The organism is Methanobacterium subterraneum, assembly GCF_002813695.1.
Taxonomy (GTDB): Archaea; Methanobacteriota; Methanobacteria; order Methanobacteriales; family Methanobacteriaceae; genus Methanobacterium; species Methanobacterium subterraneum.
In genome coordinates, this window is sequence record NZ_CP017768.1 from 1,743,399 (window position 1) to 1,765,807 (window position 22,409).

The 22,409-nt window shown below is 38.9% G+C and carries 30 protein-coding genes; 4 read left to right on the forward strand and 26 right to left on the reverse strand.

What is annotated here, in order from left to right:
* Nucleotides 1-14: 14 nt before the first annotated feature.
* From BK009_RS08465 to BK009_RS08555, 19 genes are all read right to left on the reverse strand, one after another.
* The gene (locus BK009_RS08465; RefSeq protein WP_100909371.1) at nucleotides 15-848 is read right to left on the reverse strand and encodes an isocitrate lyase/PEP mutase family protein; all 834 of its coding nucleotides are present in this window, start codon (nucleotides 846-848) and stop codon (nucleotides 15-17) included.
* A gap of 168 nt (nucleotides 849-1,016) precedes the next feature.
* Nucleotides 1,017-1,607: an NAD(P)H-dependent oxidoreductase gene (locus BK009_RS08470; RefSeq protein ID WP_100909372.1), complete on the reverse strand. Its 591-nt coding sequence runs from the start codon at nucleotides 1,605-1,607 to the stop codon at nucleotides 1,017-1,019.
* A gap of 39 nt (nucleotides 1,608-1,646) precedes the next feature.
* Nucleotides 1,647-1,982 carry a hypothetical protein gene (locus BK009_RS08475; protein WP_232728074.1) on the reverse strand — a complete coding sequence of 112 codons (336 nt, stop codon included), beginning with the start codon at nucleotides 1,980-1,982 and terminating at the stop codon, nucleotides 1,647-1,649.
* A 143-nt stretch (nucleotides 1,983-2,125) separates the two neighbouring features.
* On the reverse strand, nucleotides 2,126-2,797 hold the full coding sequence (locus tag BK009_RS08480) for an ABC transporter ATP-binding protein (RefSeq protein ID WP_100907112.1): 672 nt from the start codon (nucleotides 2,795-2,797) through the stop codon (nucleotides 2,126-2,128).
* A 39-nt stretch (nucleotides 2,798-2,836) separates the two neighbouring features.
* Complete coding sequence (locus BK009_RS08485; RefSeq protein ID WP_100907113.1) at nucleotides 2,837-4,027, reverse strand: ABC transporter permease; 1,191 nt, start codon at nucleotides 4,025-4,027, stop codon at nucleotides 2,837-2,839.
* 128 nt (nucleotides 4,028-4,155) lie between these two features.
* Nucleotides 4,156-4,488 (reverse strand): hypothetical protein, encoded by a 333-nt coding sequence (locus BK009_RS08490; protein WP_100905437.1) that lies wholly within the window; start codon nucleotides 4,486-4,488, stop codon nucleotides 4,156-4,158.
* Between the two features lie 32 nt (nucleotides 4,489-4,520).
* Nucleotides 4,521-4,805: a winged helix-turn-helix domain-containing protein gene (locus BK009_RS08495; RefSeq protein WP_100905436.1), complete on the reverse strand. Its 285-nt coding sequence runs from the start codon at nucleotides 4,803-4,805 to the stop codon at nucleotides 4,521-4,523.
* A 142-nt stretch (nucleotides 4,806-4,947) separates the two neighbouring features.
* Nucleotides 4,948-5,505 carry a GNAT family N-acetyltransferase gene (locus tag BK009_RS08500; protein ID WP_100909373.1) on the reverse strand — a complete coding sequence of 186 codons (558 nt, stop codon included), beginning with the start codon at nucleotides 5,503-5,505 and terminating at the stop codon, nucleotides 4,948-4,950.
* A 94-nt stretch (nucleotides 5,506-5,599) separates the two neighbouring features.
* Entirely contained in the window at nucleotides 5,600-5,965 is a 366-nt protein-coding gene (locus tag BK009_RS08505) for a hypothetical protein (RefSeq protein WP_100909374.1), read from the reverse strand.
* Between the two features lie 121 nt (nucleotides 5,966-6,086).
* Nucleotides 6,087-6,746, reverse strand: coding sequence for an ABC transporter ATP-binding protein (locus BK009_RS08510; protein WP_100909375.1), 660 nt, complete (start codon nucleotides 6,744-6,746; stop codon nucleotides 6,087-6,089).
* A complete protein-coding gene (locus tag BK009_RS08515) occupies nucleotides 6,739-7,791 on the reverse strand; it encodes an ABC transporter permease (protein WP_100909376.1) in 1,053 nt (350 codons plus the stop codon). The genes BK009_RS08510 and BK009_RS08515 overlap by 8 nt, the downstream gene beginning before the upstream one ends.
* A gap of 93 nt (nucleotides 7,792-7,884) precedes the next feature.
* Nucleotides 7,885-8,553, reverse strand: coding sequence for an ABC transporter ATP-binding protein (locus BK009_RS08520; RefSeq protein WP_100909377.1), 669 nt, complete (start codon nucleotides 8,551-8,553; stop codon nucleotides 7,885-7,887).
* Entirely contained in the window at nucleotides 8,546-9,658 is a 1,113-nt protein-coding gene (locus tag BK009_RS08525) for an ABC transporter permease (protein ID WP_100909378.1), read from the reverse strand. Before BK009_RS08525 ends, BK009_RS08520 begins: the two co-directional genes overlap by 8 nt.
* A gap of 620 nt (nucleotides 9,659-10,278) precedes the next feature.
* Nucleotides 10,279-10,611 carry an ArsR/SmtB family transcription factor gene (locus BK009_RS08530; protein ID WP_100905429.1) on the reverse strand — a complete coding sequence of 111 codons (333 nt, stop codon included), beginning with the start codon at nucleotides 10,609-10,611 and terminating at the stop codon, nucleotides 10,279-10,281.
* Between the two features lie 30 nt (nucleotides 10,612-10,641).
* Entirely contained in the window at nucleotides 10,642-11,250 is a 609-nt protein-coding gene (locus BK009_RS08535; RefSeq protein ID WP_100905428.1) for an HAAS signaling domain-containing protein, read from the reverse strand.
* On the reverse strand, nucleotides 11,243-11,587 hold the full coding sequence (locus BK009_RS08540) for a PadR family transcriptional regulator (RefSeq protein WP_100909379.1): 345 nt from the start codon (nucleotides 11,585-11,587) through the stop codon (nucleotides 11,243-11,245). The genes BK009_RS08535 and BK009_RS08540 overlap by 8 nt, the downstream gene beginning before the upstream one ends.
* A gap of 244 nt (nucleotides 11,588-11,831) precedes the next feature.
* Nucleotides 11,832-12,551: a hypothetical protein gene (locus BK009_RS08545; RefSeq protein WP_157809718.1), complete on the reverse strand. Its 720-nt coding sequence runs from the start codon at nucleotides 12,549-12,551 to the stop codon at nucleotides 11,832-11,834.
* An 86-nt stretch (nucleotides 12,552-12,637) separates the two neighbouring features.
* Entirely contained in the window at nucleotides 12,638-13,408 is a 771-nt protein-coding gene (locus tag BK009_RS08550) for a class I SAM-dependent methyltransferase (protein ID WP_100909381.1), read from the reverse strand.
* 137 nt (nucleotides 13,409-13,545) lie between these two features.
* Nucleotides 13,546-13,848 carry a DUF6506 family protein gene (locus BK009_RS08555; RefSeq protein WP_100909382.1) on the reverse strand — a complete coding sequence of 101 codons (303 nt, stop codon included), beginning with the start codon at nucleotides 13,846-13,848 and terminating at the stop codon, nucleotides 13,546-13,548.
* A 239-nt stretch (nucleotides 13,849-14,087) separates the two neighbouring features.
* Between BK009_RS08555 and BK009_RS08560 the strand changes: the two genes are divergently transcribed.
* A complete protein-coding gene (locus tag BK009_RS08560; RefSeq protein WP_169923162.1) occupies nucleotides 14,088-15,026 on the forward strand; it encodes a prenyltransferase/squalene oxidase repeat-containing protein in 939 nt (312 codons plus the stop codon).
* Between the two features lie 41 nt (nucleotides 15,027-15,067).
* Here the strand turns inward: BK009_RS08560 and BK009_RS08565 are convergent, their stop codons facing one another.
* The 3 genes from BK009_RS08565 to BK009_RS08575 all read right to left on the reverse strand — a co-directional run bounded on the left by BK009_RS08565 (nucleotide 15,068) and on the right by BK009_RS08575 (nucleotide 16,584).
* Complete coding sequence (locus BK009_RS08565; protein WP_100905422.1) at nucleotides 15,068-15,355, reverse strand: GYD domain-containing protein; 288 nt, start codon at nucleotides 15,353-15,355, stop codon at nucleotides 15,068-15,070.
* A gap of 58 nt (nucleotides 15,356-15,413) precedes the next feature.
* A complete protein-coding gene (locus BK009_RS08570) occupies nucleotides 15,414-15,890 on the reverse strand; it encodes a flavodoxin family protein (protein ID WP_100905421.1) in 477 nt (158 codons plus the stop codon).
* A gap of 226 nt (nucleotides 15,891-16,116) precedes the next feature.
* Nucleotides 16,117-16,584 carry a flavodoxin family protein gene (locus BK009_RS08575; protein ID WP_394340074.1) on the reverse strand — a complete coding sequence of 156 codons (468 nt, stop codon included), beginning with the start codon at nucleotides 16,582-16,584 and terminating at the stop codon, nucleotides 16,117-16,119.
* 265 nt (nucleotides 16,585-16,849) lie between these two features.
* Between BK009_RS08575 and BK009_RS08580 the strand changes: the two genes are divergently transcribed.
* From BK009_RS08580 to BK009_RS08590, 3 genes are all read left to right on the forward strand, one after another.
* Nucleotides 16,850-17,479, forward strand: a complete 630-nt coding sequence (locus BK009_RS08580) for a TetR/AcrR family transcriptional regulator (RefSeq protein ID WP_100909384.1) — start codon at nucleotides 16,850-16,852, stop codon at nucleotides 17,477-17,479.
* Between the two features lie 100 nt (nucleotides 17,480-17,579).
* Nucleotides 17,580-18,440, forward strand: a complete 861-nt coding sequence (locus tag BK009_RS08585) for an ABC transporter ATP-binding protein (protein ID WP_211290132.1) — start codon at nucleotides 17,580-17,582, stop codon at nucleotides 18,438-18,440.
* Nucleotides 18,441-18,499: 59 nt separating this feature from the next.
* Nucleotides 18,500-19,228 carry an ABC transporter permease gene (locus BK009_RS08590; protein WP_157809719.1) on the forward strand — a complete coding sequence of 243 codons (729 nt, stop codon included), beginning with the start codon at nucleotides 18,500-18,502 and terminating at the stop codon, nucleotides 19,226-19,228.
* Nucleotides 19,229-19,233: 5 nt separating this feature from the next.
* Here BK009_RS08590 and BK009_RS08595 read toward each other — a convergent pair whose 3' ends face one another.
* The 4 genes from BK009_RS08595 to BK009_RS08610 all read right to left on the reverse strand — a co-directional run bounded on the left by BK009_RS08595 (nucleotide 19,234) and on the right by BK009_RS08610 (nucleotide 22,409).
* Nucleotides 19,234-19,827, reverse strand: coding sequence for a GNAT family N-acetyltransferase (locus tag BK009_RS08595; RefSeq protein ID WP_100907120.1), 594 nt, complete (start codon nucleotides 19,825-19,827; stop codon nucleotides 19,234-19,236).
* A gap of 111 nt (nucleotides 19,828-19,938) precedes the next feature.
* The gene (locus BK009_RS08600; protein ID WP_100909386.1) at nucleotides 19,939-20,511 is read right to left on the reverse strand and encodes a class I SAM-dependent methyltransferase; all 573 of its coding nucleotides are present in this window, start codon (nucleotides 20,509-20,511) and stop codon (nucleotides 19,939-19,941) included.
* A 75-nt stretch (nucleotides 20,512-20,586) separates the two neighbouring features.
* On the reverse strand, nucleotides 20,587-21,036 hold the full coding sequence (locus BK009_RS08605) for a 4Fe-4S ferredoxin (RefSeq protein WP_100909387.1): 450 nt from the start codon (nucleotides 21,034-21,036) through the stop codon (nucleotides 20,587-20,589).
* 188 nt (nucleotides 21,037-21,224) lie between these two features.
* Nucleotides 21,225-22,409 (reverse strand): ABC transporter permease, encoded by a 1,185-nt coding sequence (locus BK009_RS08610; protein WP_100909388.1) that lies wholly within the window; start codon nucleotides 22,407-22,409, stop codon nucleotides 21,225-21,227.

Below are 22,409 nucleotides of genomic sequence, written 5' to 3' on the forward strand. Positions count from 1 at the left end.
CAGTATAGAACATCTTATAACAATTTATTTAGATCTTCAACTGAATACAAATCATCATTATCCATTAATTTTTCCATTTCATCCATTTTAACATGTTTAAGAGCCTTTTGCATGCTTTTAAGGCTGGAATATATCAGTAAACTGGGTAAGCTGATACGGGCCACCCCACATTTCTTGAGATCAGAGATACTGAAGTTGTGCAGATTGTAGGGCATCCCCGCCGCTATGGTCACCGGTCCTTTAACCTCCCGGGTGATGGTTAGCACTTCTTCCATGGTTGCAGTGTAAACTATGAAGGCCAGTGTGGCGCCGGCATCCAGATATGCATTAGCCCGTTCAATGGCTATGTTCAAGGCTTCCTCCCGATCAGGAGTTGATTTAAGTGCATCGGTACGGCCATTTATAACCAGATCAGAGTTACCCTTAACTTCTGCGGCCTCACGAGCCAGTGTGATCTTCTGGACCATCACCTCCTCATCTACGATTTCCAGTGGTCCGGGTTTTCCTAATATCTGGTCTTCCAGGTTGAGTCCTGCCACCCCTACTTTCATAAACTTTTCCACAGTTTCCGGGATGGTTTTAATGTCACCATATCCGTCTTCTGCATCGGCCATCACTGGCACATCCACTGCTTCTACTATCCGACGGGTCCATTTCAGGTTATCATCCAGGGTAATATTACTCTCTCGGGGGTATGCGGCTTGGATTGAAAAACTGTAACCAGAACACTGTACTGCTTTAAACCCTGCTTTTTCGATCATCCGGGCACTGATTGGATCGTAGGCATTGGGCATGATGAGGGTTTCTTTATCTAAAATCAGATCCCTTAACAACTTGCTTTTATTCATATCTACACCAGTTAACCATATGATTAACCGATTATAATTAAAATATCGATTTACAGTTTAATTATAGAAATATAAAAAAAAAGTGTAGAGTTTAAGAATAAGGAATTTATATTAAGAAAACTGTCCAATATTTGAATCTGGAAAGAGAAAATATTAATTTCTCATTTTTTAAGGAAAATAAGTGTTTATAGTTTTTTTAACATCTTCTAACCATAATTCGCGTTCTTTAGGTGTGCTGCTGGCTATGGTACGGAACATTTTTCGGTTGAAATTTTTTATTCCACAGAAATCAAAAACACAATCCTTCCAGATGCGCTCCAGCGGGTCACCGAATACTTGGATTTCCCGTTCTAATGGCGTATTGGACGTGTTAAAAACTAGGGCTGTTTCAGCTACCAGTAAACCTTCAGGTACACCTGAGCCATCATCCCCCTCTTCGAACTGGTAGGCCACACCTGATCTTAGCACCCGGTCGGTCCATCCCTTCAATATAGCAGGGGGCTGACCCCACCAGTTGGGATGTATGATTATAATCCCATGGGCTTTTTTTATCTCCTGACGATGCTTCAACACCAGTGGATCAGAGGTTTCCCCTGTGGCCAGTTCAGATCCCTCCAGAAGTGGGTTGAATTCCTCTTCGTAGAGATTGTGGGCGAGGATCTGGTGTCTGTTTTCATTCAAAGTATCCAGAACAGTCTGGTAAATGGCATGATTGAAGCTTTCTCGGTAAGGATGGGCAAGTATGACTAAAATTTCCATAAAATCCCCTATGATTTTTATTTTATGAGTATTACTTTATTATTCCCTGGTTATTTTAAAGAGTATGGATAGTGCAACCAGCTGCACCATGTTAATCAAAAATAGGGGCAGCCTGGGACCATGCCATTCTGAAATCCGAACTTCAATGGGAATTAAAAGAGGCATGGCAATGAAAATGGCAGATACTATATTTTGCAGGAGTAGGAAGGATGAAAAATAGAGTAGGCCAATGGTGAATCCTGATTTTACTTGATTGTATGTTTTCCAGTATGCTTTGATTAGGAACAATAATAGAATAATGTTGGCGATCCCCACCACAGCAGCCACTGCAATCAATAATAGACCAATATCTCCATTTAACATCTTATCAACCATTTTATCATGTGTGAATAATAAAAAATGGGATGAATTCCATTAAATAAGGGAATTCACCTAATTCACTTTTTTATATCCAAATTTCCCAACTTATTATTTAAATCCTAGTTCCTTAATCAACTTATAGTGATCTAAAATTACTTCTAGTTTTTTATTTTCCCATCAAGCACGTTTACAATCCTTTCAGCCATGTTTCCCACGTATGGTTCGTGGGTTACCATGACCAGGGTTACATTTTCCTTTTCATGCAGATCACTCATGAGTTTCAGTATCACATCCCCGGTTTTGGAGTCCAGGGACCCGGTGGGTTCATCAGCCAGGATAATGGAGGGATTGTTCACCAGTGCCCGGGCTATGGCCACTCTCTGACGCTCACCCCCGGAAAGTTTGGTGGGTATCTGATCGGCCTTGTCCTCGAGACCAACTTCCATTAAGAGCCCCATTGCCCGTTCATGCATCTGACTGCTGGAGAGATCAGTTTCATACATGGGTATTTCCACGTTTTCCAGTACAGTGAGGTTGGGTATCAGGTTGTGCATCTGGAAGACGAATCCAATCTCCTGGGAACGGAATTCGTTCAATTCTTTGGTGTTCATGAGATCGATACCTGCCACTTTAATGGTTCCTTCATCAGCCACATCTAGTGCTCCGATCATGTTGAGAAGGGTTGATTTACCAGAACCAGATGGTCCCATGATGGAAAGGAATTCGCCCTTTTTAACTTCCAAGTTAAGACCATTTAAAGCCTTTATTTTACCATCATCGTAGCTTTTTTTAAGGTCATGGATCTCGATGATGTTTCTATCCTTACTCATAAAATCATCCCCATTTCCATCATACTTATCCTAACACCATTATTCATAGCGCAACGCCTCGGTTGGTGATAGTCGGGATGCCCGGTAGGCAGGATACAAGCCTCCGATTATTCCCACTACAAATGCAACCACGAAGGCTTCCAGGAATATTTCTGGTGCAAATGATGGTTCTATGGTTCCCCCAAATGATAGGGATAACAAGACCACCACCCCTACCACGGCAACTATGGTTCCCACCACCGCAGCGATAAGGGTTAAAACCACTGATTCACCTAGGATCATTCCCAGAATCCTCTTTTCTTTCCACCCCACTGCTTTTAATACCCCTATTTCCCTTGTTCTTTCGAAAACAGACATTATCATAGTGTTTATTACCCCAACACCACCGATTACTATTGCCAGGAGGGATATGGCCCATGTGGCAGCATCGATAGTGCTGAGTGCACTGTTCATTCTACCGGCTATTGCTTCGGCACTGGTGGTGGACAGTTCATTGGGGTAAGTTGTTTCAATGGATTTACTCACCTCAGTGGTATTGGCATCCGGGTTGATCTTCACCGCAATGGTGCTGACAGTGTTATTGTTACTTGTGAGGTTCTGCAAAGTGGTTAGGGACATGAAAACACCGGCATCAGTCATGAAATTTCCAGTCTCGAATATTCCGGTGATGGTGAAATCCTTTCCGAACAGGTTTACGGTGTCACCCACACTTTTGTTAAGATTTGTAGAAACAGTTTTCCCAATTATAACTTGATTTTCACTGGTTGTCTCGTATAAGGATCCAGTTACGTTTTCAATTCCAGCCAGGCTCAGCTTACCTGGATCCATACCAGTCACCGAAAGTCCACCTAAACTGTTGGGACCACCCGACCCCATACTAATAGTTCCAGATGTAGTACCAGTAGAACTGGTTCCCACAGATGATCCGCTGGTGGAGGTGTTGGTTGCCTTTAATAAACCTGCCGTTTCTTTAACTCCAGATATGTTCTGTAATTCCGTTACTCTACTTTCATTTACCCTCCCAGATCCCATGCTACTTGATCCAGTCTGCATTACATTGATTTCAGCAGCTCCTGCTTTTAGGGTGCTGGTTGTTGACTCTTTAAGGCCACCGGTAACCATACCCAGGGCCACGATGACCATGATTCCAATTGCAATTCCCACAATTGCAAGGGCACCTCTTGTTTTGTTCCTGAAGGGATTTTTCAGGATCAACTTTAAGTATGACATGATGTTTCCTATTTAAAATGATTATTAAATTTTTATGCCGAATTCAAGCACTAAAGATGGATAAATTATGCACAAATTGTGCACAAATTCACTTACCAAGCTCTTTATTCAAATTATTAACCAACTTTTTATTCACGGGTTATTTTGAAAAGTATGGATAGTGCAATTAACTGGACTATGTTGATTAAAAATAATGGTAGTCTAGGTCCACTGATTTCTGGTCCGTGGAATTCCAGTTGTGCAAATAGGGGTAGTGCCAGGAATATGGTAGAGACAATGTTTTGGAATAGTAGGAATGTGGAAAAATACAGTAATCCAATGGTGAATTTGGATTTAACCTGGCGATAAGTATCCCAGTAAAGGTATAATAATCCCAGTAGCAGGCAAACATTCGCAATTCCAATTGCCACTGCCACAAATGTTACCACACCACCAAACTGACCATATTCTGCCAATACCATGTTTTTACCCCTAATAGCTTCGAATTAAACTATTAATCCACTTTTAATTCTCCCCATATTCCCTGAAACGTATCAAAATTTTCTTCCATTTTATCAGTTAGAAAGTACATCTCCCCATATTTACGCTTACCTGGAGATGTAATGACATTATTTTCTTCTAATACCTTAATATGATGCCTTATTGTTTTATAATTTAAATTTAATACTTCTGAAAGCTGATTAGCATTGTAAGGTCTTTGGTGTAATGCCAGGATTATCTTAGCACGGTTAGGCCCTCCAGTTGAGCCAGCTATTAACCACCAAAGCAGCTTCCTCATGATCACACCTGCAAGTTGTATTACAAAAATGTGGATAAAACTATGATTTCATTTTACTAAAATACCATTCTATTTTAAACCACATCCAATAATGTTTAATTCAACCAAAAAAGGATAATTAAAATTTTAATCAGTAGGATAGTTACAGATAGAGCACCAGGAAAACATCACCACCAGGACCACAATCACCATCGGCGAATTCATCCACATACTCTGGAAGGTAATAACTTGCAGGTTCCAGTCCTTCCTCAACAAATCCTGCCTTTTTATAGGATCTGATAGCCATCTTATTATGTTTTGAAGGGCGCATTATAACTTTATCATATCCCATATCCTTAATTCTACTGGCAAGTTGTAAAATAGCCTTGGTTCCATATCCATGACCAGTGCAGCTACGTTCCTTTAGCCATATGTCAAACTCAGTGATTTTATCCTGAAGATGGAATGATGTGTAGGATATAATACCTATATCATCAGTTTTCCCATTTTTCCGGGAAACTATAATATAACAACGGCCTCTTTCTTCTTGAGAGCCAGTGAAAAAGTAATCCTCATAATCAGATTGGAACTCCTTATAAGAGGGTAGATTGTCACTGGTGTATCCCTGTAACTGGTTTAAAAAATCTGAAAAGTCAGAGAAATACAACCACTGGTAGGCTTTCTTCCTATCTTTGATTGTTGCTTTTCTTAGTTCAATCATCCTCTATCCCCCGGAAGAATATTAAAAATTAATTGGATTGAATTTTGTCCATACTACTTTTTTTCTAGCAAGATAGTAAAATACTATTTACTATTTAAGTACATGCCTTCAGTTCTGATTTTAAAATTAAAGCCATCAACATGAATTCAAAGACCAGAAAAATCAGGGGAGTTATCAGCGTATTAGCGCAGTTATGAGGATTAAATAAAAAATATAAGGCAAATATAATGTTTTGAATAAGGAAAAGTAGGGAGAATCCCTTCATAACATTTTTAAAAAGTTTTTTATCCCCATTTGGGTTTGAATAAATATTTAATAGTGCCAGTGCCAGAACCATATTCATAGTGCTGGCCAACACAGGGGAAATGCTGAGTTGTGATATGTAAATTATCCATACATTTGTTAATCCACCAGAAACTAAGTTAAAAAGATAAACTAATGAAATTAAATCCAGATACATGTTGTAAACCCCATACTCAGAAAATATAAAATTGTTAAAATGTTCATTTTGGAAGCTCAATTTATCTGAAAAAAAAGAAAGTTTTATAATTGTATTTACAATTATAAACTCACCAATCGCTTTATTTTATTACAACACCATCCCTCATTTTGATAATTTCATCAGCAAAACTGGCTGATGCTGGATTATGGGTTACCACCACAATACTCACCCCATCATCCCGGTTCAAGTCCTGGAGTATATGCATTATGGACTGAGCATTCCCAGTGTCCAGCTCTCCGGTTGGTTCATCAGCAAGTATCAAGGAGGGATCATTAATCAAAGCTCGGGATATGGCAACCCTCTGCTGTTCTCCCCCAGATAACTGTGTGGGGCGTTTATGGTACTTACCATCCAAGCCCATCTTGTCCAGGACCCCCATTGCCTTTTCTGAGTCCTTGTGGATCATGGGGAGCATGACATTCTCCAGGGCAGAAAGCTGGGATAAAAGGTTGAATCTCTGGAATACAAATCCAATTTCATTCCTCCGGAGTAGAGCTTGTTCTTTCAGGGATAATTCACTGGTTTGCCTACCATTTATACGGAACAACCCACGGCTAGGTGTGTCCAGTATCCCAGCCACATGGAGGAATGTTGATTTACCCGAACCAGAGGGTCCCATTACTGCGGTGAAGGAACCTTCCTCCAGGGTGAGATTTAACCCAGCCAGGGCGTTTACATGCACATCTCCCATGGGATAGGTTTTCCATACATCTTTAAATTCAAGTACATGATTATTCATTTCTCAACGCCTCCACTACTTCTAGTTTTGAAGCCTTCATGGACGGATAAAGTCCGGCGAGTATGCTTAGAATGGTAGCACCACCAACCACCCCTAAAATCAACCATACAGGCATCATCCCAGCCATGTATTCTTCCAGATTCAGGGCATTGGCAATGACTATGATTCCAATGATTCCCAATGTAACTCCTATCACACCACCTAAAAAGCCTAAAAATCCGGATTCAAATAGAATGCTTCCCTTTATTTCCCAGTTGGTAAATCCAATGGCCTTTAGAACGCCCAGTTCTCTGGTTCGTTCCATGACACTGATGAGCATGGTGTTTATGACACTGATGATTCCCACCAGCAGGGCCATGCTGGCTATTATTCCCATGAAAAGCAGCGCCTGGTTAGTCATTTCCTGAACTTCTTCCACCTTGTCAGACTTGGTTACTGCGGAAACTCCGGTTACCTGTTTTTCCACCTCGTCAGCCACGGTTTTAGGGTCTCCATTGGTCTGGACGTAGATGGCTCCCACCCTGTTACCGGCGATCTCTTTGGCCTGGGCCTGGTTTATGTGAACGTAAAGGGCAGTCACCTCTTTGGAGATCCCAGTTACAGTTAACTCCTGATCCTTAACCTTTATTTTACTCCCAATACCATAACCAAATTTATCGGCCACCGCCTGGTTAATAACCACGCCTTCTGTCCCGTTTATGATCCTAACATCCTTCCAGTTATTGGTTCCTTCGAAAAATAATCGGGTGCCGTTTATTTCCTCTGATAAAAGTGTTACCTCCCGGAAGTCATATAACTGTGGCATGTTCCGGATCTTGGATACTGTTTCTGTGTCCATTAATAAGGTCCCAGTAGTAGATGCTGGAGAGATAGCGAGATCATACATATAGGAATTGGTTTCATCCTTAATGGCAGTGGTTGTGCCTGCAGTTACTCCCAGAAGCACCATGAGGGTGGCTGCGCCAATGATTATTCCCAACATGGTCAGGGCACTTCTCATTTTTCTTCTTCTGATGTTGTTGAATGCTAATTTGTATAGGTCCATTTCTTTTTCACTCCATTTTAATTTGATAATTGTTTAAACCAGGGGGGAGGAGGATTAAACCCCCCTCGTGTTTAATGAGTTAAATTTCTATTATTAGGTCTGGATTTCTCCATCCAAGACTTCAATGGTTCTCTCGGCCATGGCAGCCACATTCATGTCATGGGTTACCATGATTAATGTGACGTTTTCCTGTTCATGAAGCTCCTTGAGGCGTTGGAGGATCATCTGCCCATTTTTAGAGTCAAGAGAACCGGTGGGTTCATCTGCCAGTATGATTGAAGGGGAGTTAGCCAGTGCGCGGGCAATAGCCACCCTCTGCCTCTCACCACCAGATAGTTCTGTGGGGTTCCTGGCAGCCTTATCCTTTAATTTAACGTACTCCAAAAGCTTCAGCGCCCTTTCGTTCATCTGTTTGCTTTTATAGCCATTTCCATACATGGGGATGGTGACATTCTCCAAGGCACTGAGATTGGGGATTAGATTATGTAACTGGAATATGAATCCCATCTTCCTGGAGCGAAAATCACTTAAATCCTTCTTCAGGGTGAGATCGTTCCCTGAAACCTGGATGGATCCTTCATCAGCAGTGTCCAGTGCACCAATCATATTTAGGAGGGTGGATTTACCAGAACCAGAGGGACCTATAATGGATACGAATTCTCCCTCCCTGATTTTAAGGTCAATTCCATTTAATGCCTTAATCCTCCCGTTGTCATAGCTTTTCTTGAGATTTTTTATGTCCACAATGTTTCCATTATTCATAGCGCAACGCCTCCGTTGGTGGTAGCCTACTAGCCCTTATGGCAGGATATAGGCCCCCAATTACTCCCACAAATATGGCGATTCCCAGGGCCCGTAAAGCCAGGGCTGGAGTGAATATTAACTGTAATGGAGTATCTGAGAAGGTTATGATGGCTTCAATTCCTATAACTCCCAGAATTATTCCCACCAGACCGGCAAGTATGGTTAGAACCACGGATTCCCCCAGTATCATAGAGAGAATTCTTCTGCTTTTCCATCCCACCGCTTTAAGAACACCAATCTCCCGGGTTCTCTCAAAGACAGACATGATCATGGTGTTGATAATGCCGATTCCACCGATAACAATTGCCAGGAGAGAAATTGCCATTGAAGCAGTTTCTACCATTTGTAAACTATCATCAGCCCTCTGGAAATCTTCAAGGGACGATATGGTGGTTAATTCCCCAGGATAGGTTTTTACAACCCCTTGAGAAACAGTTTTTAAGTCCGCGTTGTTGTTGATCTTAACGTAGATCATGTCCACTTTACCCTCATTTTCATCCAGTGACTGGAGTTTACCCAGAGATAATCCCCCTATGGAATCCAATTCTTTATTCCCAGTTTCATATATTCCAGTTATTGTGTATTTACCTCCATTGACAGTTATAGTGTCTCCAACTTTCTTTTTCATCTTTTCTGAAGCCAGTTTTCCCAGTATTACCTCGTTTTTATCATCAGAAAAGGGATTTCCCTGGATCATTTTGACTCCCAACATGTTCAGATCCTTCTGATATATACCAGCCAAGCCCAGTTGATTACCTTCAACCATCCTGCTACTGGTATAAACACCTGCAGCCTGTTTAACTCCATCCATTTTACTGATTTCATCCACTCGACTGTTTTTTATGGAGTATGAACCTGTTGATGAATCAGAGGTGGTGTTTTTGATTACCACGAAATCAGCTCCACCGGTTTTCAACTGCTCTTCAATACTTACCTTAAGCCCGTCCGTTACCATACCCAGAGCCACAATGGTTGCAATTCCAATGGCAATTCCTATGACTGCCAAAGCCAGGCGGGCTTTGTTTCGGAAGGGGTTTTTTGCCATGAGTTTAATAAATGACATGTTCATCACCTGATAACACTTAAAAGATATTATATCCTTATTAACTACCATTAAATGTGATTTCTTGTAAAAGGAATTCTTAAAAATATTCTTTTTATAAAATTTTCATTTATTTAGCTTTTTTAATCATTAAACTTAATTTTTCCTTTATTTTTTATAATCAATGTCCCTCCAGTTGGGATTAATGAGGCGGTAGCGAAGCGATTCTTGATTTTTTTATTTTTTAATAAAACCCTACCCTCATCAGGACATGGGATTGTTAGTTCCCGTGTTTATTCACTAATTTAAATTACCTCCTTTTCGATAATTCAATTATATCTGTAATCTAATAATAGTTTGAAGCTTTAAAAATAGTTATTCCAGAATTTAGTCCTATTTTCCCCGTTTTTAATTCCATTTCACCCGCAATATACTACAAATTACACCCAAATTCACTCATAATTAAAAGAAATCAAAAATTCATTTGTAATTGAGCTAAAACTATGGCACTAAAAATATTAATTTAAAAATCAGCAGATTAAATTTATTATAATATAAAAAAATGAATTATTAAATTTAAAATTAGAAAATAAGGTTGATTAGTTGGTTTAGAAAAATTAAATAGGGAACTAGATGAGTACTTAGTGATGAACTAACTCTGACTGAGCATTTTCCATGTAGTAAATGTTAGAACTAGATCCACTGAATTCTTCCCAGATCTTCAGGAAAGTGTCAAAATTTTCCTCCATCTTATCGGAGAGGAAATACAATGCACCGTAGCCTTTACCAGTGGATATAACTATATCGTTTTTTTCCAAAACTTCGATATGGTACTTTATTGTCTTGTAGTTTAGAGAAAGCCTTTCAGCGAGTTGATTTGCATTATAAGGCCTGTTTCTTAACTCATCTATGATCCTAGCACGATTCATGCCACCTTTAGTACCGGCCAGTAATTTCCAGAGAAATCTTCTCATAGAACACACCCCCTGTTTCTATCAATCATGTTAAAAATCTCTTTTCCGTCCTTTAATGATTCTTAAATTTAATTTCAAGTATTTGATCATTAATTCATAGAACCATTTAGTTATGTAGGCCATTGCAACTATTAAAATAATTCCTCCAGCTGTTAAACCAATTCCACCGCCTAATATCACCAGAATATTCCAAAAACTCTCATTGGAACCAACCAATTGAGGTAGTGCTATCTGTGGTAGGATAAGATGTAACAACGGGGATAAAACCCAGTAGATTCCAGCCAAGATCATTGCAAACCCAGCCACAAATAGGGTTAATATAATGGCAGCAACGATCAACACTGGTACAGTAACAAATATCAGATTAAAAAGACCCAACCCCATTGCTGCCAGTATTGCTTCAATTATACCCCCCACTGAGGGTTTATTCTCAGCTATTTTAACCATGTGATCTGCTTTGATTTGTTTTGCAACGTTTTTGGGATTGCCTAATGCCCTTGATATTTCTTCTTCACTGCGGCCTTTCCCCAGCCCGATGGCAAAATGTTCCTCGTAGTCTGATATTATATCTTCTCGATCCTCCTTGGGAAGTTTTCTCAGGAGCCTACTGAGTTCTTCTATATATTCCTGTTTATTCATCCTTAAAATCCCCCAAATCATCTATAATTTCACAGCACAATAAATTATTCACACCCACAGAGAATTTCCGCCATTCTGCAACTAATTGTTCCTTTTTTTCTCTGCCCAAACCAGTTAGTTTGTAATATTTTCGAGGAGGGCCATCCTGAGATTCTTTTAAATATGAATTCAGGAAACCCTCCTTTTTTAACCTTTTAAGAAGTGGATAAATGGTTCCTTCTGAAATAGAGATGTTTTTTGATATTTCATCTACCATTTCATAACCATAGCAGTCCTTTCTATCAAGCAAGACCAGAACACAGAGTTCCAGCACGCCCTTTTTAAATTGAGTGTTCATAATATCACTGCATCTTACAAGGTACTGTATAATGCAAGGTACTATATATAGTTTTAGACTGAACATATTAGTCACTGTGCACACCAAAATAAATAACAGAACCTTACCAAAATTAAAAAAGATGATTAAAATTAAAAAATAATGGTTTTAGAAGCTAATATAATCATATATCTTCAAAAAAAATGATTTTAGTTGATATTTTACTAAAATCAACCAAATATTCCCAATACAAATAAAAATAATGTCACTGATTTAAATAATCTGATGTGGATGACAATGATCTGACTGTTACTTCTGAATTTTTCTTAATAACGAATTCACTGAGACCTACCTTTGATTCCTGGTTTTCCCAATGATAAGTGTAACCTAATCTTGTCCAGGGGAGTCTTTTGGCGAAATAGGAATATCTGGTGTTGTTTAGGAACCATATTTTATAGGAGAAATCAGTGTTATTCGGGAAGTATAACTGAGCCACAGTATCATTTATCTCATTATCCACAGAAGGCCTGAAAAGATCATTGGGTTTTACCCATAATTCCACAAAATAGGAGTTATTTGTATCTGGAGGTAGGCCTAAAAGCTGAGCAACCTCTAATCTAAGGTCTACACCAGAAGTTGGGTGAGTGTTAAAGTAATTCTTAACCTCGGGATAGGCTGTCACCCAGGTGTCACCCCAGGAAGTTCTAATACTTTGCCCCACAGGATAGCTAGAGGGATATTTAGTCCATGCAACCATCAAAACCCTTTTTTCCAGACCTTCTCCCTGCCAGGATATATTATTATTGGATTCAATAATAGGAGTGAGATTACTATAAATATCCCCCTCATCAGGAAGCATGGCGTTAAATACAGCCCCTCGATAAAAAAAATCATAACAGGAGCAATTATCAGTAGCGTATGCACCAGCTGCTAAAATCAAAACCGATACAAACACCAGGAACGTTAGATATCTTCTAATTTTCATAGAACTCCTATTTTCGTAATTTCTTAATTCGTCATTTCTTAAAAAATTTTATAACTTCGCTTTTGCAGTTTTTAAAACTCTAAGACTTAATCATTTTCTAAATATTCAGCTATAACCAGCATCTCATAATCTTCAGTGCTTAATGGATCATTTCTACTGAATTCCCCCAGTTTACAGCCGTAAATATCAATTTTGTTGAAATCTATGGATTTTAATAGCCAGGTGATCTCTGAGGGCACATAGTACCGTTCGTTACAGTTAAGATTCATTTTAGTGCCATCATCTCCTTCGATTTCCATCTGATGTATGTCCCGGAAGGTCATGAGGTCAAATGTGTTTTCTTCACTTTTATTTTGAGATGTAGAATTGGAGTTTATGAAATCTTTGACTGAATGGAATAATGGAAACAGACCATTGAGGGTGGTGAAGATTAATTTACCCTTTTTATTCAGTGAACGGGTTGCACTTTCTAAGATTTGGAAGTTCATCTCGTCAGTTTCCATTAATGAGAATCCACCTTCACATAGCATGATAACCAGATCAAACTCTTCCTCAAATGGGAGATTTCTGGCATCAGATTGTCTGAAATCTATCTCAAATCCAGCATTACTAGCATTTTTCCGGGCTTTTCCTAGCATATTCTCTGATAGATCAACACCAGTTACCTCATAGCCTCGCTTGGTGAGTTCAATGGCGTGGCGGCCAGTTCCACAACCAACATCAAGTATTTTACAATTTTTATCGTAATTAATTTCTTTTTCTATGAAATCAACTTCCCCCAAAGTTCCCTGGGTGAATATTTCAGCTTCATATTTTTCAGCATAATTGGAAAATAGTTCCTGGTACCATTGTTTCACATTATAGCCCCCTATATTTATTTAATTACTTTTTCTTGTATTGATCAATAATATCCGGATTAATAACTTATTAAAATCTTTAAATATTTAATATCTGGGTTTAATCTTTTAAAATAACTTAAAAACCAGATCAATGGTTAAAAAAGTTCATCACCACTTTGATGGTCGAATGCAGGGTGCAGGTCAAAGCGTACTGCCCCCACCAGTGCCTTTCCATTCACTGCCTGGGTAATTCTGGCTGTTCCTTCATTACCAAAACCAGCGCATAGTTCAATAGCTGTAACTCCCTCTGCGACTAATTTTTGTGCTACTTTTTCTGCTTCATCGTAACTTTTAACCCCAACCACTGATAGTTCAACCACTGGCGAATCAATTACTGCTCGATGTTTTTCAGGATCGTTGTCCGGTGCAATGAATATGAAGGCGGCTTTAACTGACATGGTCTTATTTTTTAGGTGGCAGGTTTAATAATTATTATTCTGTGAAGGCCAATATAAGAAACATACAAATTAGTATTATAACCTTGAACACTTACCAATAAAATAACCAGATTTGGGGTAAATCTGGATTCAGAAGGATTTTTATGGGCTTTTTAACACCAAAATTTAAATATGATCCTCTTAAATCGCTTCTAGAATTGGGTGATGAAGTGATTGTTTATTTTACCAGGAGGGATTTGTTGGATGAGAAAGTAAGTCCCATCCACCATATCTGGGATTTACCAGAAGTCCAGATAATACTGCAAAAACAACTTGATGATGGTTCATGGCCATCAAAATATGGAAATAAGCAAACTGGAGTTAAATATTCTTTAATCGAAACCTGGAAAGCGTTAAGATTTCTGGTACAGCAGTATGAAATGGATAATACTCATCCCGCTATCCAAATGGCAGCAGAGTATATTTTCTCCTGTCAAACTGATGAAGGAGATATAAGGGGTATTTTAGCCAACCAGTACGCCCCTTACTATACCGGGGTCATAATGTATCTTTTAATTATGGCCAGTTATCAACATGACCCGCGCATCAAAAAAGGATTTCAATGGCTCCTGGATATGAGACAATATGACGGAGGATGGGTTATTGGCAGTCCGGGCATCATTGGAATTCCTAATCTCAGTAGAAATGAATTAAACGATTTAACCTCTAATAGAAATAGAGAAACTTTCAGGGTATTCGATAGATCCAAACCATTCTCTGCAGCAGGCACGGGAATGGTTCTCAGGGCTTTTTCCGTTCATCCCACCTACAGAAGATCGGAGGCGGCTTTAACTGCGGCTAGTCTTTTGAAATCTAAATTCTTCAAAAAGGATAACTGGGCTTCCTACCAGCATCCTGATAATTGGATAAGATTTCAGTATCCCTTCTGGTGGACCAACCTGGTATCGGCACTGGATTCACTGTCCCTAATGGGACTTTCCAGTGATGACCCCAATATTAAAAAGGCCCTGAAATGGCTCATTGAACATCAACAACATGATGGATTATGGAAAGTTTCTTATTCGAAAATCCATAAGTCACCGGATAATGACAGGACATTAAATTCCAGATTATGGATTACCCTAGCCATATGTAGAATTTTTAAACGATTTTACCAGATAGAGAACAAAAGAAATTAATGCACAAAATAAGACGGTTATATGGTTTTAAATTTCTGAAATTAAAGTTCTGAAACCATTTCTGCAAACTCAGTATCATCCCAGGCCCTGAGAGTGTTAATTGTAATGTATCGTGCTTGGTAGGCTTTAAGGAGATATTTAACCATACTCTCTTCATCAGGCATGTCAATGATGGCAATGAAATCATATTCCCCCATGGTGAAGAAAAAGTCTATACTCCCCTTGAGTTCCCCAATTATCTTTTTGGTGAGTTCAACTCTTTCTGGAATTTCTAAAAAAGTTTCACGTGCATGATCTGTCCAATTTCCTAAAAGAACGTATTTTTGCATGTTTTCACCCTAAAAATTATATTAAATTTTATTCATAAGCTAGTAGTAAGTGGGTATATTAATTTAGTGTTTTCTTTAAGCTCCAAGCAAACTCTTCGGCATTTTTTAGGTCACGGGAATTAGGTCTTCCTTTATTCATCCCCCCAAAGAGCTTAAGAAAACTGTTGGTGTTGAAACCCTTACACTGAAATTCATCAACAATGTTGTAGCCTTTGGATTGTAGTTTTTCCCTAAGAGTAGCATGATCTTTGGAGGACTTGGATTTTCCGGTGATTCCAGCAGTTGAAAAAATGAATACATTCTTATTATCCACTTTTGGTAGTTCATCAGCGAGTTCAAGTAGAGATTCGTCGTGTTTTGCACTGTAAATCCCTGAGCCAAACCCTACCAGATCATAATCTGGAATTTCTTCCGGTTCAATTTCCGGTGGTGTTTTAATCTGTGCATTAAGAACATCCGCCATTACCTTGGCGATTTTCTCAGTGTTATTGTGGTGATATGAAAACACAATTATCAGTAATTTCTTTTGCAACATATTATCTTACTTGGGATATTATCTCACTTGGGATATTATCTCACTTGGGATATTATCTCACTTGGGATATTATCTCACTTGGGATATTTCCCATTTTTTCCTACTTCCCTCTTAACCATGGTCCCAAAAGTTATGACCACATTACCCTTTTTATGCATTTTATCCACATAGGTGCGCTTCCCCATGCCCCAATAGGGCAATACCACGAAAAATAGAGTAATATGTGTTAAAATAGTCTGCTGAATTTTTGAACCAGTTCGTTTATGTCTTTTCCCCGGCCACCCCGCCATACTACAATCCCGGTTCCCAGGATTGTTCCACCTTTGGACTGGCATATTTTTTCCATCTGAGATATGGCCTGATTTCCCCCTGTTCGGTGAAAGGGTAAGCCCTTGGTCACGTAGCAGGCGATTCTTTTATCTTGAAGTGATGGGATCTGCTCTAAGTATGCTTTCATTGCCGGGGCCAGGTTAAAGGCGTGCACTGGAGAACCAAATATTAGTGCATCATATTCCTGTATGTCCGGTTTATTCTGGAAAGTGATGTTCTTTGGATTTGACTTCACGTCACCGGTGGTGGTTACCCGTTCAACATTCACAGTATGCCCTGCTGCCAGAAGATTTTCCTGGAGATTTTCTGCCACAGAATATGTGTGTTCAGTCTGAGAATAGACTATTATTCCTATTTTAATAATTTAACCCCCTCTTACCTGTTTCAATTGGATAATATTCGATGTATATCCAATGAATTTTTTATATATACATTTATGTATCCCATCCCGCTTAATCCTTAGGTTTAATTTTTTAAGGGCACTTGTTCCGGGAGACTTTGAACATGAACACAGACCCTGTTGAGTGATGATCACGACCTCAACTGAATACTCAAGGAAACTTATATATCCTATGACTATATAATTATAAATAGTCATAGAGTTTAAATGTGCTATAGGAGATTTATTTATGCCCAGGCCATGGAGTGAAAAAGAAAAAGAGATCATCAAAAAAAACCTTTTAATTGAAGCCAGAAGACTTTTTGAAAAATATGGTCTTCAAAAAACAACAGTTGATGAAATTGCAAGGGCGGTGAATATATCCAAGGGCTCATTCTACATTTTTTACCAGTCTAAGGAAGAATTGTATTTTGATGTTTTAGAAGATGTAGAACGTGAATTCAAGGATAAAATGTTTAAAAATGCGTTTGAGCCAGGTATGAACCGGCGTAAAAGTTTTAAATCTTTTCTTAATCAAATGATTGATTTATTGATTACCATGCCATTATACAAAGAGATAACCTCTTCCAATTACGAATTACTCCTTCGAAAACTCCCTGAAAAAACTCTGGAAGAACATATGCAACGTGATCAAGAGGAGGTTTCCAAGTTTTTCAATTACTGGATGGATCAGGGTTGGATGAAAAAGGTGGACATAGAAGCCCTTAATGGCCTTTTCTTATCATTAATACACTTTGTTATTCATCGTGATGATTTTAAAGGAAGTAATTTTGAAGCTGCAAAGGATTTATGGATTGACGCCCTGGCGAATTATCTAATAATTGAAGATGACAAAGCAGAAGAAATAAAGGTAAAATAATAGAAATTTTTTACAAGGGGTGTTATCATCGAAAACAACCATTAAAGAGGGGATCATCCGAACCAATAACCTTTCTAAAAATTATGGTAAGGTGAAAGCCGTGAAGGAGATATCTCTTAATGTGGATAAAGGAGAGATATACGGATTTCTAGGTTTGAATGGTGCTGGTAAAACCACAACCATTCGAATGCTTCTGGGTATGATAAAACCTACCACTGGGGAATCCTATTTAAAAGGCGAAATAATTCATGCTGGATGCCATGAACTGTGGAACAGTGTGGGTTATCTGGTGGAAATACCCTACTCATATCCCGAACTAACAGTATGGGAAAATTTAGAGATCACTCGCCGTTTACGTTTTATCAAAGACCCGAGTACAGTTGATTCCATTATTGAAAAACTTAAACTAACCCCTTACAAGGATAGAAAGGCAAAAAACCTTTCATTAGGAAATTCTCAGCGGTTAGGACTTGCAAAAGCCCTGATACATAATCCTGAAATTCTCATCCTGGATGAACCCTCAAATGGGCTGGATCCAGCAGGCATTGTTGAAATAAGAGAACTTTTACGTGACCTGGCCTTCAATAAAGGAGTTACCATATTCATTTCCAGCCATCTGCTGGGTGAAATCTCCAGGATCGCCACCCGCATTGGCATTATCCATGAAGGAAAGCTGATCCAGGAAATGGATGCTAAAAAACTACATCAACTTAGAAACAGGACCCTGTTTATTGATTTAGAAGATAAAAAAGGTGCACAGTCACTTTTAGCTAATGAAGGATTTGATTCAACTATAACAGAAGAGGGATTGATTGAAATCACCAGTGAAAAGGCTTTAATTCATCCTGAAGATGTGAATTCTAATCTAGTTAAGGCTGGTTTTTCACCATCAATGTTAAAAGTTGAAGAAGAAGAACTTGAATCATATTTCCTGAGAATAATTGACAAAGGGGTGTTTTAAATGAAAGGTTTATATTCATCAGTTTGGGCAGAAACCCTTAATAGATGAGAAAGTCTAAAATGTTTATACTGACCTTAATCGTTTTTTCAGGAATTGCTATTACCATGGGTTTAATGATACTTGTTACACGAAATCCTGAACTTGCTGGGAATTCTGCCATGGTCAGTGCCAAAGCATCCATGTTTAAGGATGATTGGTCTTCCTATTTTGGTCTGTTGACAATGATTGTATTAACCCTAGGAACAATTGGATTTGGAACCATTGCTGGATGGATTTTTGGTAGAGAATATTCTGACCGCGTGGTGCAGGATCTTCTGGCATTACCTGTTCATCGATTCACCATAGTTTTATCAAAATTTATCACCTTTGTAGCATGGAGTATATTATTATCATTAATTCTCTTTATTATTGGAGTCTTCACTGGATTAGCAGTGAATATTGCACATTGGTCTGTTGGATTAGCTTACCATTATTTTATTATTTTCATGGTTACTTCCTTTTTTACCATGTTACTGTGTACTCCTACAGCTTTGGTGGCAAGTTACGCCCGTGGATACATTGCACCTATAGCTTTTACCATTGGGACGTTGATAGTGACTCAAATAATGTTTGTGGGTATTCCCAACATCACAGCTTACTTCCCCTGGGCCATTCCGGCACTTTATAGTGGAGTTTCAGGAGCAGGAGGTGCAACTCCAGACTTAGTCAGTTTTATAATATTATTTTCAACCATCTTACTGGGTTTTATTGGAACAGTAGCCTGGTGGCGCTTTGCTGACCAAACCTGAAATTATTATTGGAGCTTTTTAACCATAACTGTCCTCTGATAGTTATTATAAAACCCATTTTTCAAATAAAAACTTTCAGCAGGTATTTCTTTGTTGGTTAATAAGATCAAACGATTATAACCATTAGCAGCAAGACTATTAGTCACAAAATCCATCATTTTTGTCCCAATACCATTCCCCTGCCTAACATTTTCCACAAAGAACTCATCCACAAAGAACTCTTTCCCCATCCACCAAGATCTACGGTGCCCCAAACAGACTGCTACAATTTCAGAATCTTCACGCACCACAAAGCCTTCAAAAACCGGATTTTCAACAAGTTCCCCCAAATAATTCCGGGACTGATCCAGGGATACCCACTCATCGTACCATGGACCAGCAGAAAAAACATTTTTAAATAGTTCTGCACATTCATCCAAATCTTCCCAGGAGAATCTCCTGAAATCAAGATCACTATCCAGTTTTAACTCTTTTAAAATGTTATTTTCCGGTTTATTCTGGAAAAAATAACCCCAATGATTTTTTAGAGAGCCATTTTCAAAATGTCCCCGGAATTGTTTACTGGTGAAATGTTCTTTAATTGAAGTTTTAATAGACATTTAGGTCACCATATAATAAAATTCATAACGAATAATCACATTAAAACACAATCTGAAATATTAACTGTAAATTCCTCAATAAATTGGCAATAACATTGAAATTCAAACCATTCAGGGTTTAGTTTCAAAAATCATGAAGAGCTGGTCTGGTAGAAAATCATGTTTTTCAAACATAGAAAATCCTGCCTGATTCATAACATCCAAAAGAACAATTTCAGGAGTGTAATGTCCAAAAAGACCAGTGAAGCCAAACTTTCGATGATTATAATCAATTATGGCTATTTTCCCACAGGAATCCTTTAAAAATTTTTTAATGTTTTTAAAGTACTCAACCTGATTGGGGAGATGGTGGAATACGTTTCTTAAAAAAAACATGTCCACACTTTTTTCAGGTAATTCAATATCATAGGGACTGGTCAGAACAGTTTCCACATTATGGATGCCTTCTTTTAGAAGACTCTTCCGTATAAAATCAATGGATTTTTGATGGGTGTCAATGGCATAAACCAGACCTTCCCCTCCTACTTCCCGGGAAAACTCACGAGTATAATATCCACCACCAGATCCAATATCACCTATAACCATCCCCTCACCGATTTTTAGATATTCAATGATTTGGGAGGGATTATTTTTTGGTGATGAAGCTTCTCGGTTTAACATCTTCAATCTGAATTCATTTAACATTCTGATCACCCCTATTTTCCAATATCAACTCAGAGTATTTTTTTGGGCTCCATGAAATTTTTTAACAAAAAATACCTAAAGAGGTGCGTTAGTGAGTATGGTGCCCCAGTTAACCCTTGATCCTACTTCAGGAGTTACCAGTAGATTTTTTTCTATTTTTCCCAGATTGGCCAGATTGGCCACCTCCTCATGGAAAGAAATAGGGGGTCCATCAATCATTTCCCGTGCCTTGGGCATTGACAATGCCCGGTATCCATAATCTTCCAGTAGACTACTTAAATGTGATGTTATAACTTTCAATTGACAATTCGTAACATCATAAGGCTGTTTTTTATTCACAGACAATTTATCAGGGATTAAGTATGGTAAGGTTACCCCTATGGAAATTGCCCGGGGATATTCAGTTATTAATGACCCATATTTTTCAATTAGAGCATTATCAACTTGGGATAAATCCACTATACCCAAATAGTAATCCTCACACTCGTTTTCAATGACATTTCTAATTACATTCTCACATTTCATGATGTTTCACCTCGTTATATCTTTTAAATTTCGAATTACCTAAAAAGTCAAATTGAAACTAAATTCATTATATCAGGGATTTCAGAATATAAATTGAAATATATTTCAGTGAGCGGTTATAATCCGCTCAAAAAAACTGATATATTCCGTTTCATCCCATTAGTTTCCTGCATTTTAGATCACAACTCCTACCGGGTCATGGATCTCCGGAAGAGTGGAACGGCAATGGCCATAGTAACCACTCCAAAACCAAGCAGAATTATTATCTGGTATATCACATCCCCTAATCCTGCGTTCAGGAGGATTATTTTACGCATTGCATCGGCAGCATAGGTTATGGGTATGAACTGGGAAATGATCTGCATGAACCAGGGCATTTGCTGGATGGGGTAAAAGACACCCCCCAGGAAGATCATGGGGAACATCAATAGGTTCACAATCATGGTCCCTGATGCCTGGTCTCCAGACATGGAAATTGCCAGAATCCCCAGACCTATGAAGCTAAATATTCCCAATAGGAGCATGAAGAACGCCAGTATAAGGCTTCCCTGAACTGTGACACCAAATAGGAGCATTGCCAGGCCCAGTATTATGATACACTGGATGAACCCACGTGTACAGAGAGCAGCGGTTTTCCCTATTATAACTGAGATTTGGCTGATTGGCGCGGATAACATCCCATCAAAGGTCCCCAGTTCCTTTTCCTTGGAAATAGCTTCTGGAATACCAGTCATGACCCCCATCATCACGATCATGATCATCAGGCCCGGTGCCAGGAAATTGAAGTAGTTAGTCTCTCCAGGTATGGTGGTTGAAACATGTGGCACATAGGGGAAAATGATTGCTTGAGGATTAACCTGCTGATTATCATCTTTAGCGAGTTCCAAAACATTAGCCTGGGCTTTCATATCATTTAGGCCATTTACAGTACCAGATAATGCTTGTTGAATCTGAGTGGCACTCTGGGGGTTGCTGTTATCGATGTAAACCGTGAAATCTCCTGATTTTCCACTGGTTAAGTTTTCCGAGAACCCTGGAGGTATGATGAAGGCTCCGTATATTTTTCCCTGATTGATCTGGGTTTTGGCCTCATCCACACTGGAATAATTTTTGAAATCCATGAAACTGGTATTCTGGTTCATCAACTCCAGTTGTGCCAGAAATTCATTGCTTCCCTGTCCATGGTCCAGGTTGACAATTCCCATGGGCATGTGCTGCTGGGTGTTGCCACTGGGGAAAATAAACCCAAACATCACCAGGAATATTAAGGGCATGATAACCAGTGCCGCCAGTTGCATGCGGTTCCGCCTGAATTCCAGCATGTCCTTGGCCATCACATGGTAACTGTCCTTTAATATTTTCACTGCATTCAT

What these genes read in the sequence shown, in the direction of transcription:
- BK009_RS08465 (WP_100909371.1), bottom strand. Translation starts at nt 848, where the DNA reads ATGAATAAAAGCAAGTTGTTAAGGGATCTGATTTTAGATAAAGAAACC.
- BK009_RS08470 (WP_100909372.1), bottom strand. Translation starts at nt 1,607, where the DNA reads ATGGAAATTTTAGTCATACTTGCCCATCCTTACCGAGAAAGCTTCAAT.
- BK009_RS08475 (WP_232728074.1), bottom strand. Translation starts at nt 1,982, where the DNA reads ATGGTTGATAAGATGTTAAATGGAGATATTGGTCTATTATTGATTGCA.
- BK009_RS08480 (WP_100907112.1), bottom strand. Translation starts at nt 2,797, where the DNA reads ATGAGTAAGGATAGAAACATCATCGAGATCCATGACCTTAAAAAAAGC.
- BK009_RS08485 (WP_100907113.1), bottom strand. Translation starts at nt 4,027, where the DNA reads ATGTCATACTTAAAGTTGATCCTGAAAAATCCCTTCAGGAACAAAACA.
- BK009_RS08490 (WP_100905437.1), bottom strand. Translation starts at nt 4,488, where the DNA reads ATGGTATTGGCAGAATATGGTCAGTTTGGTGGTGTGGTAACATTTGTG.
- BK009_RS08495 (WP_100905436.1), bottom strand. Translation starts at nt 4,805, where the DNA reads ATGAGGAAGCTGCTTTGGTGGTTAATAGCTGGCTCAACTGGAGGGCCT.
- BK009_RS08500 (WP_100909373.1), bottom strand. Translation starts at nt 5,505, where the DNA reads ATGATTGAACTAAGAAAAGCAACAATCAAAGATAGGAAGAAAGCCTAC.
- BK009_RS08505 (WP_100909374.1), bottom strand. Translation starts at nt 5,965, where the DNA reads ATGTATCTGGATTTAATTTCATTAGTTTATCTTTTTAACTTAGTTTCT.
- BK009_RS08510 (WP_100909375.1), bottom strand. Translation starts at nt 6,746, where the DNA reads ATGAATAATCATGTACTTGAATTTAAAGATGTATGGAAAACCTATCCC.
- BK009_RS08515 (WP_100909376.1), bottom strand. Translation starts at nt 7,791, where the DNA reads ATGGACCTATACAAATTAGCATTCAACAACATCAGAAGAAGAAAAATG.
- BK009_RS08520 (WP_100909377.1), bottom strand. Translation starts at nt 8,553, where the DNA reads ATGAATAATGGAAACATTGTGGACATAAAAAATCTCAAGAAAAGCTAT.
- BK009_RS08525 (WP_100909378.1), bottom strand. Translation starts at nt 9,658, where the DNA reads ATGTCATTTATTAAACTCATGGCAAAAAACCCCTTCCGAAACAAAGCC.
- BK009_RS08530 (WP_100905429.1), bottom strand. Translation starts at nt 10,611, where the DNA reads ATGAGAAGATTTCTCTGGAAATTACTGGCCGGTACTAAAGGTGGCATG.
- BK009_RS08535 (WP_100905428.1), bottom strand. Translation starts at nt 11,250, where the DNA reads ATGAATAAACAGGAATATATAGAAGAACTCAGTAGGCTCCTGAGAAAA.
- BK009_RS08540 (WP_100909379.1), bottom strand. Translation starts at nt 11,587, where the DNA reads ATGAACACTCAATTTAAAAAGGGCGTGCTGGAACTCTGTGTTCTGGTC.
- BK009_RS08545 (WP_157809718.1), bottom strand. Translation starts at nt 12,551, where the DNA reads ATGAAAATTAGAAGATATCTAACGTTCCTGGTGTTTGTATCGGTTTTG.
- BK009_RS08555 (WP_100909382.1), bottom strand. Translation starts at nt 13,848, where the DNA reads ATGTCAGTTAAAGCCGCCTTCATATTCATTGCACCGGACAACGATCCT.
- BK009_RS08565 (WP_100905422.1), bottom strand. Translation starts at nt 15,355, where the DNA reads ATGCAAAAATACGTTCTTTTAGGAAATTGGACAGATCATGCACGTGAA.
- BK009_RS08570 (WP_100905421.1), bottom strand. Translation starts at nt 15,890, where the DNA reads ATGTTGCAAAAGAAATTACTGATAATTGTGTTTTCATATCACCACAAT.
- BK009_RS08580 (WP_100909384.1), top strand. Translation starts at nt 16,850, where the DNA reads ATGCCCAGGCCATGGAGTGAAAAAGAAAAAGAGATCATCAAAAAAAAC.
- BK009_RS08590 (WP_157809719.1), top strand. Translation starts at nt 18,500, where the DNA reads ATGTTTATACTGACCTTAATCGTTTTTTCAGGAATTGCTATTACCATG.
- BK009_RS08595 (WP_100907120.1), bottom strand. Translation starts at nt 19,827, where the DNA reads ATGTCTATTAAAACTTCAATTAAAGAACATTTCACCAGTAAACAATTC.
- BK009_RS08600 (WP_100909386.1), bottom strand. Translation starts at nt 20,511, where the DNA reads ATGTTAAATGAATTCAGATTGAAGATGTTAAACCGAGAAGCTTCATCA.
- BK009_RS08605 (WP_100909387.1), bottom strand. Translation starts at nt 21,036, where the DNA reads ATGAAATGTGAGAATGTAATTAGAAATGTCATTGAAAACGAGTGTGAG.
- BK009_RS08610 (WP_100909388.1), bottom strand. Translation starts at nt 22,409, where the DNA reads ATGAATGCAGTGAAAATATTAAAGGACAGTTACCATGTGATGGCCAAG.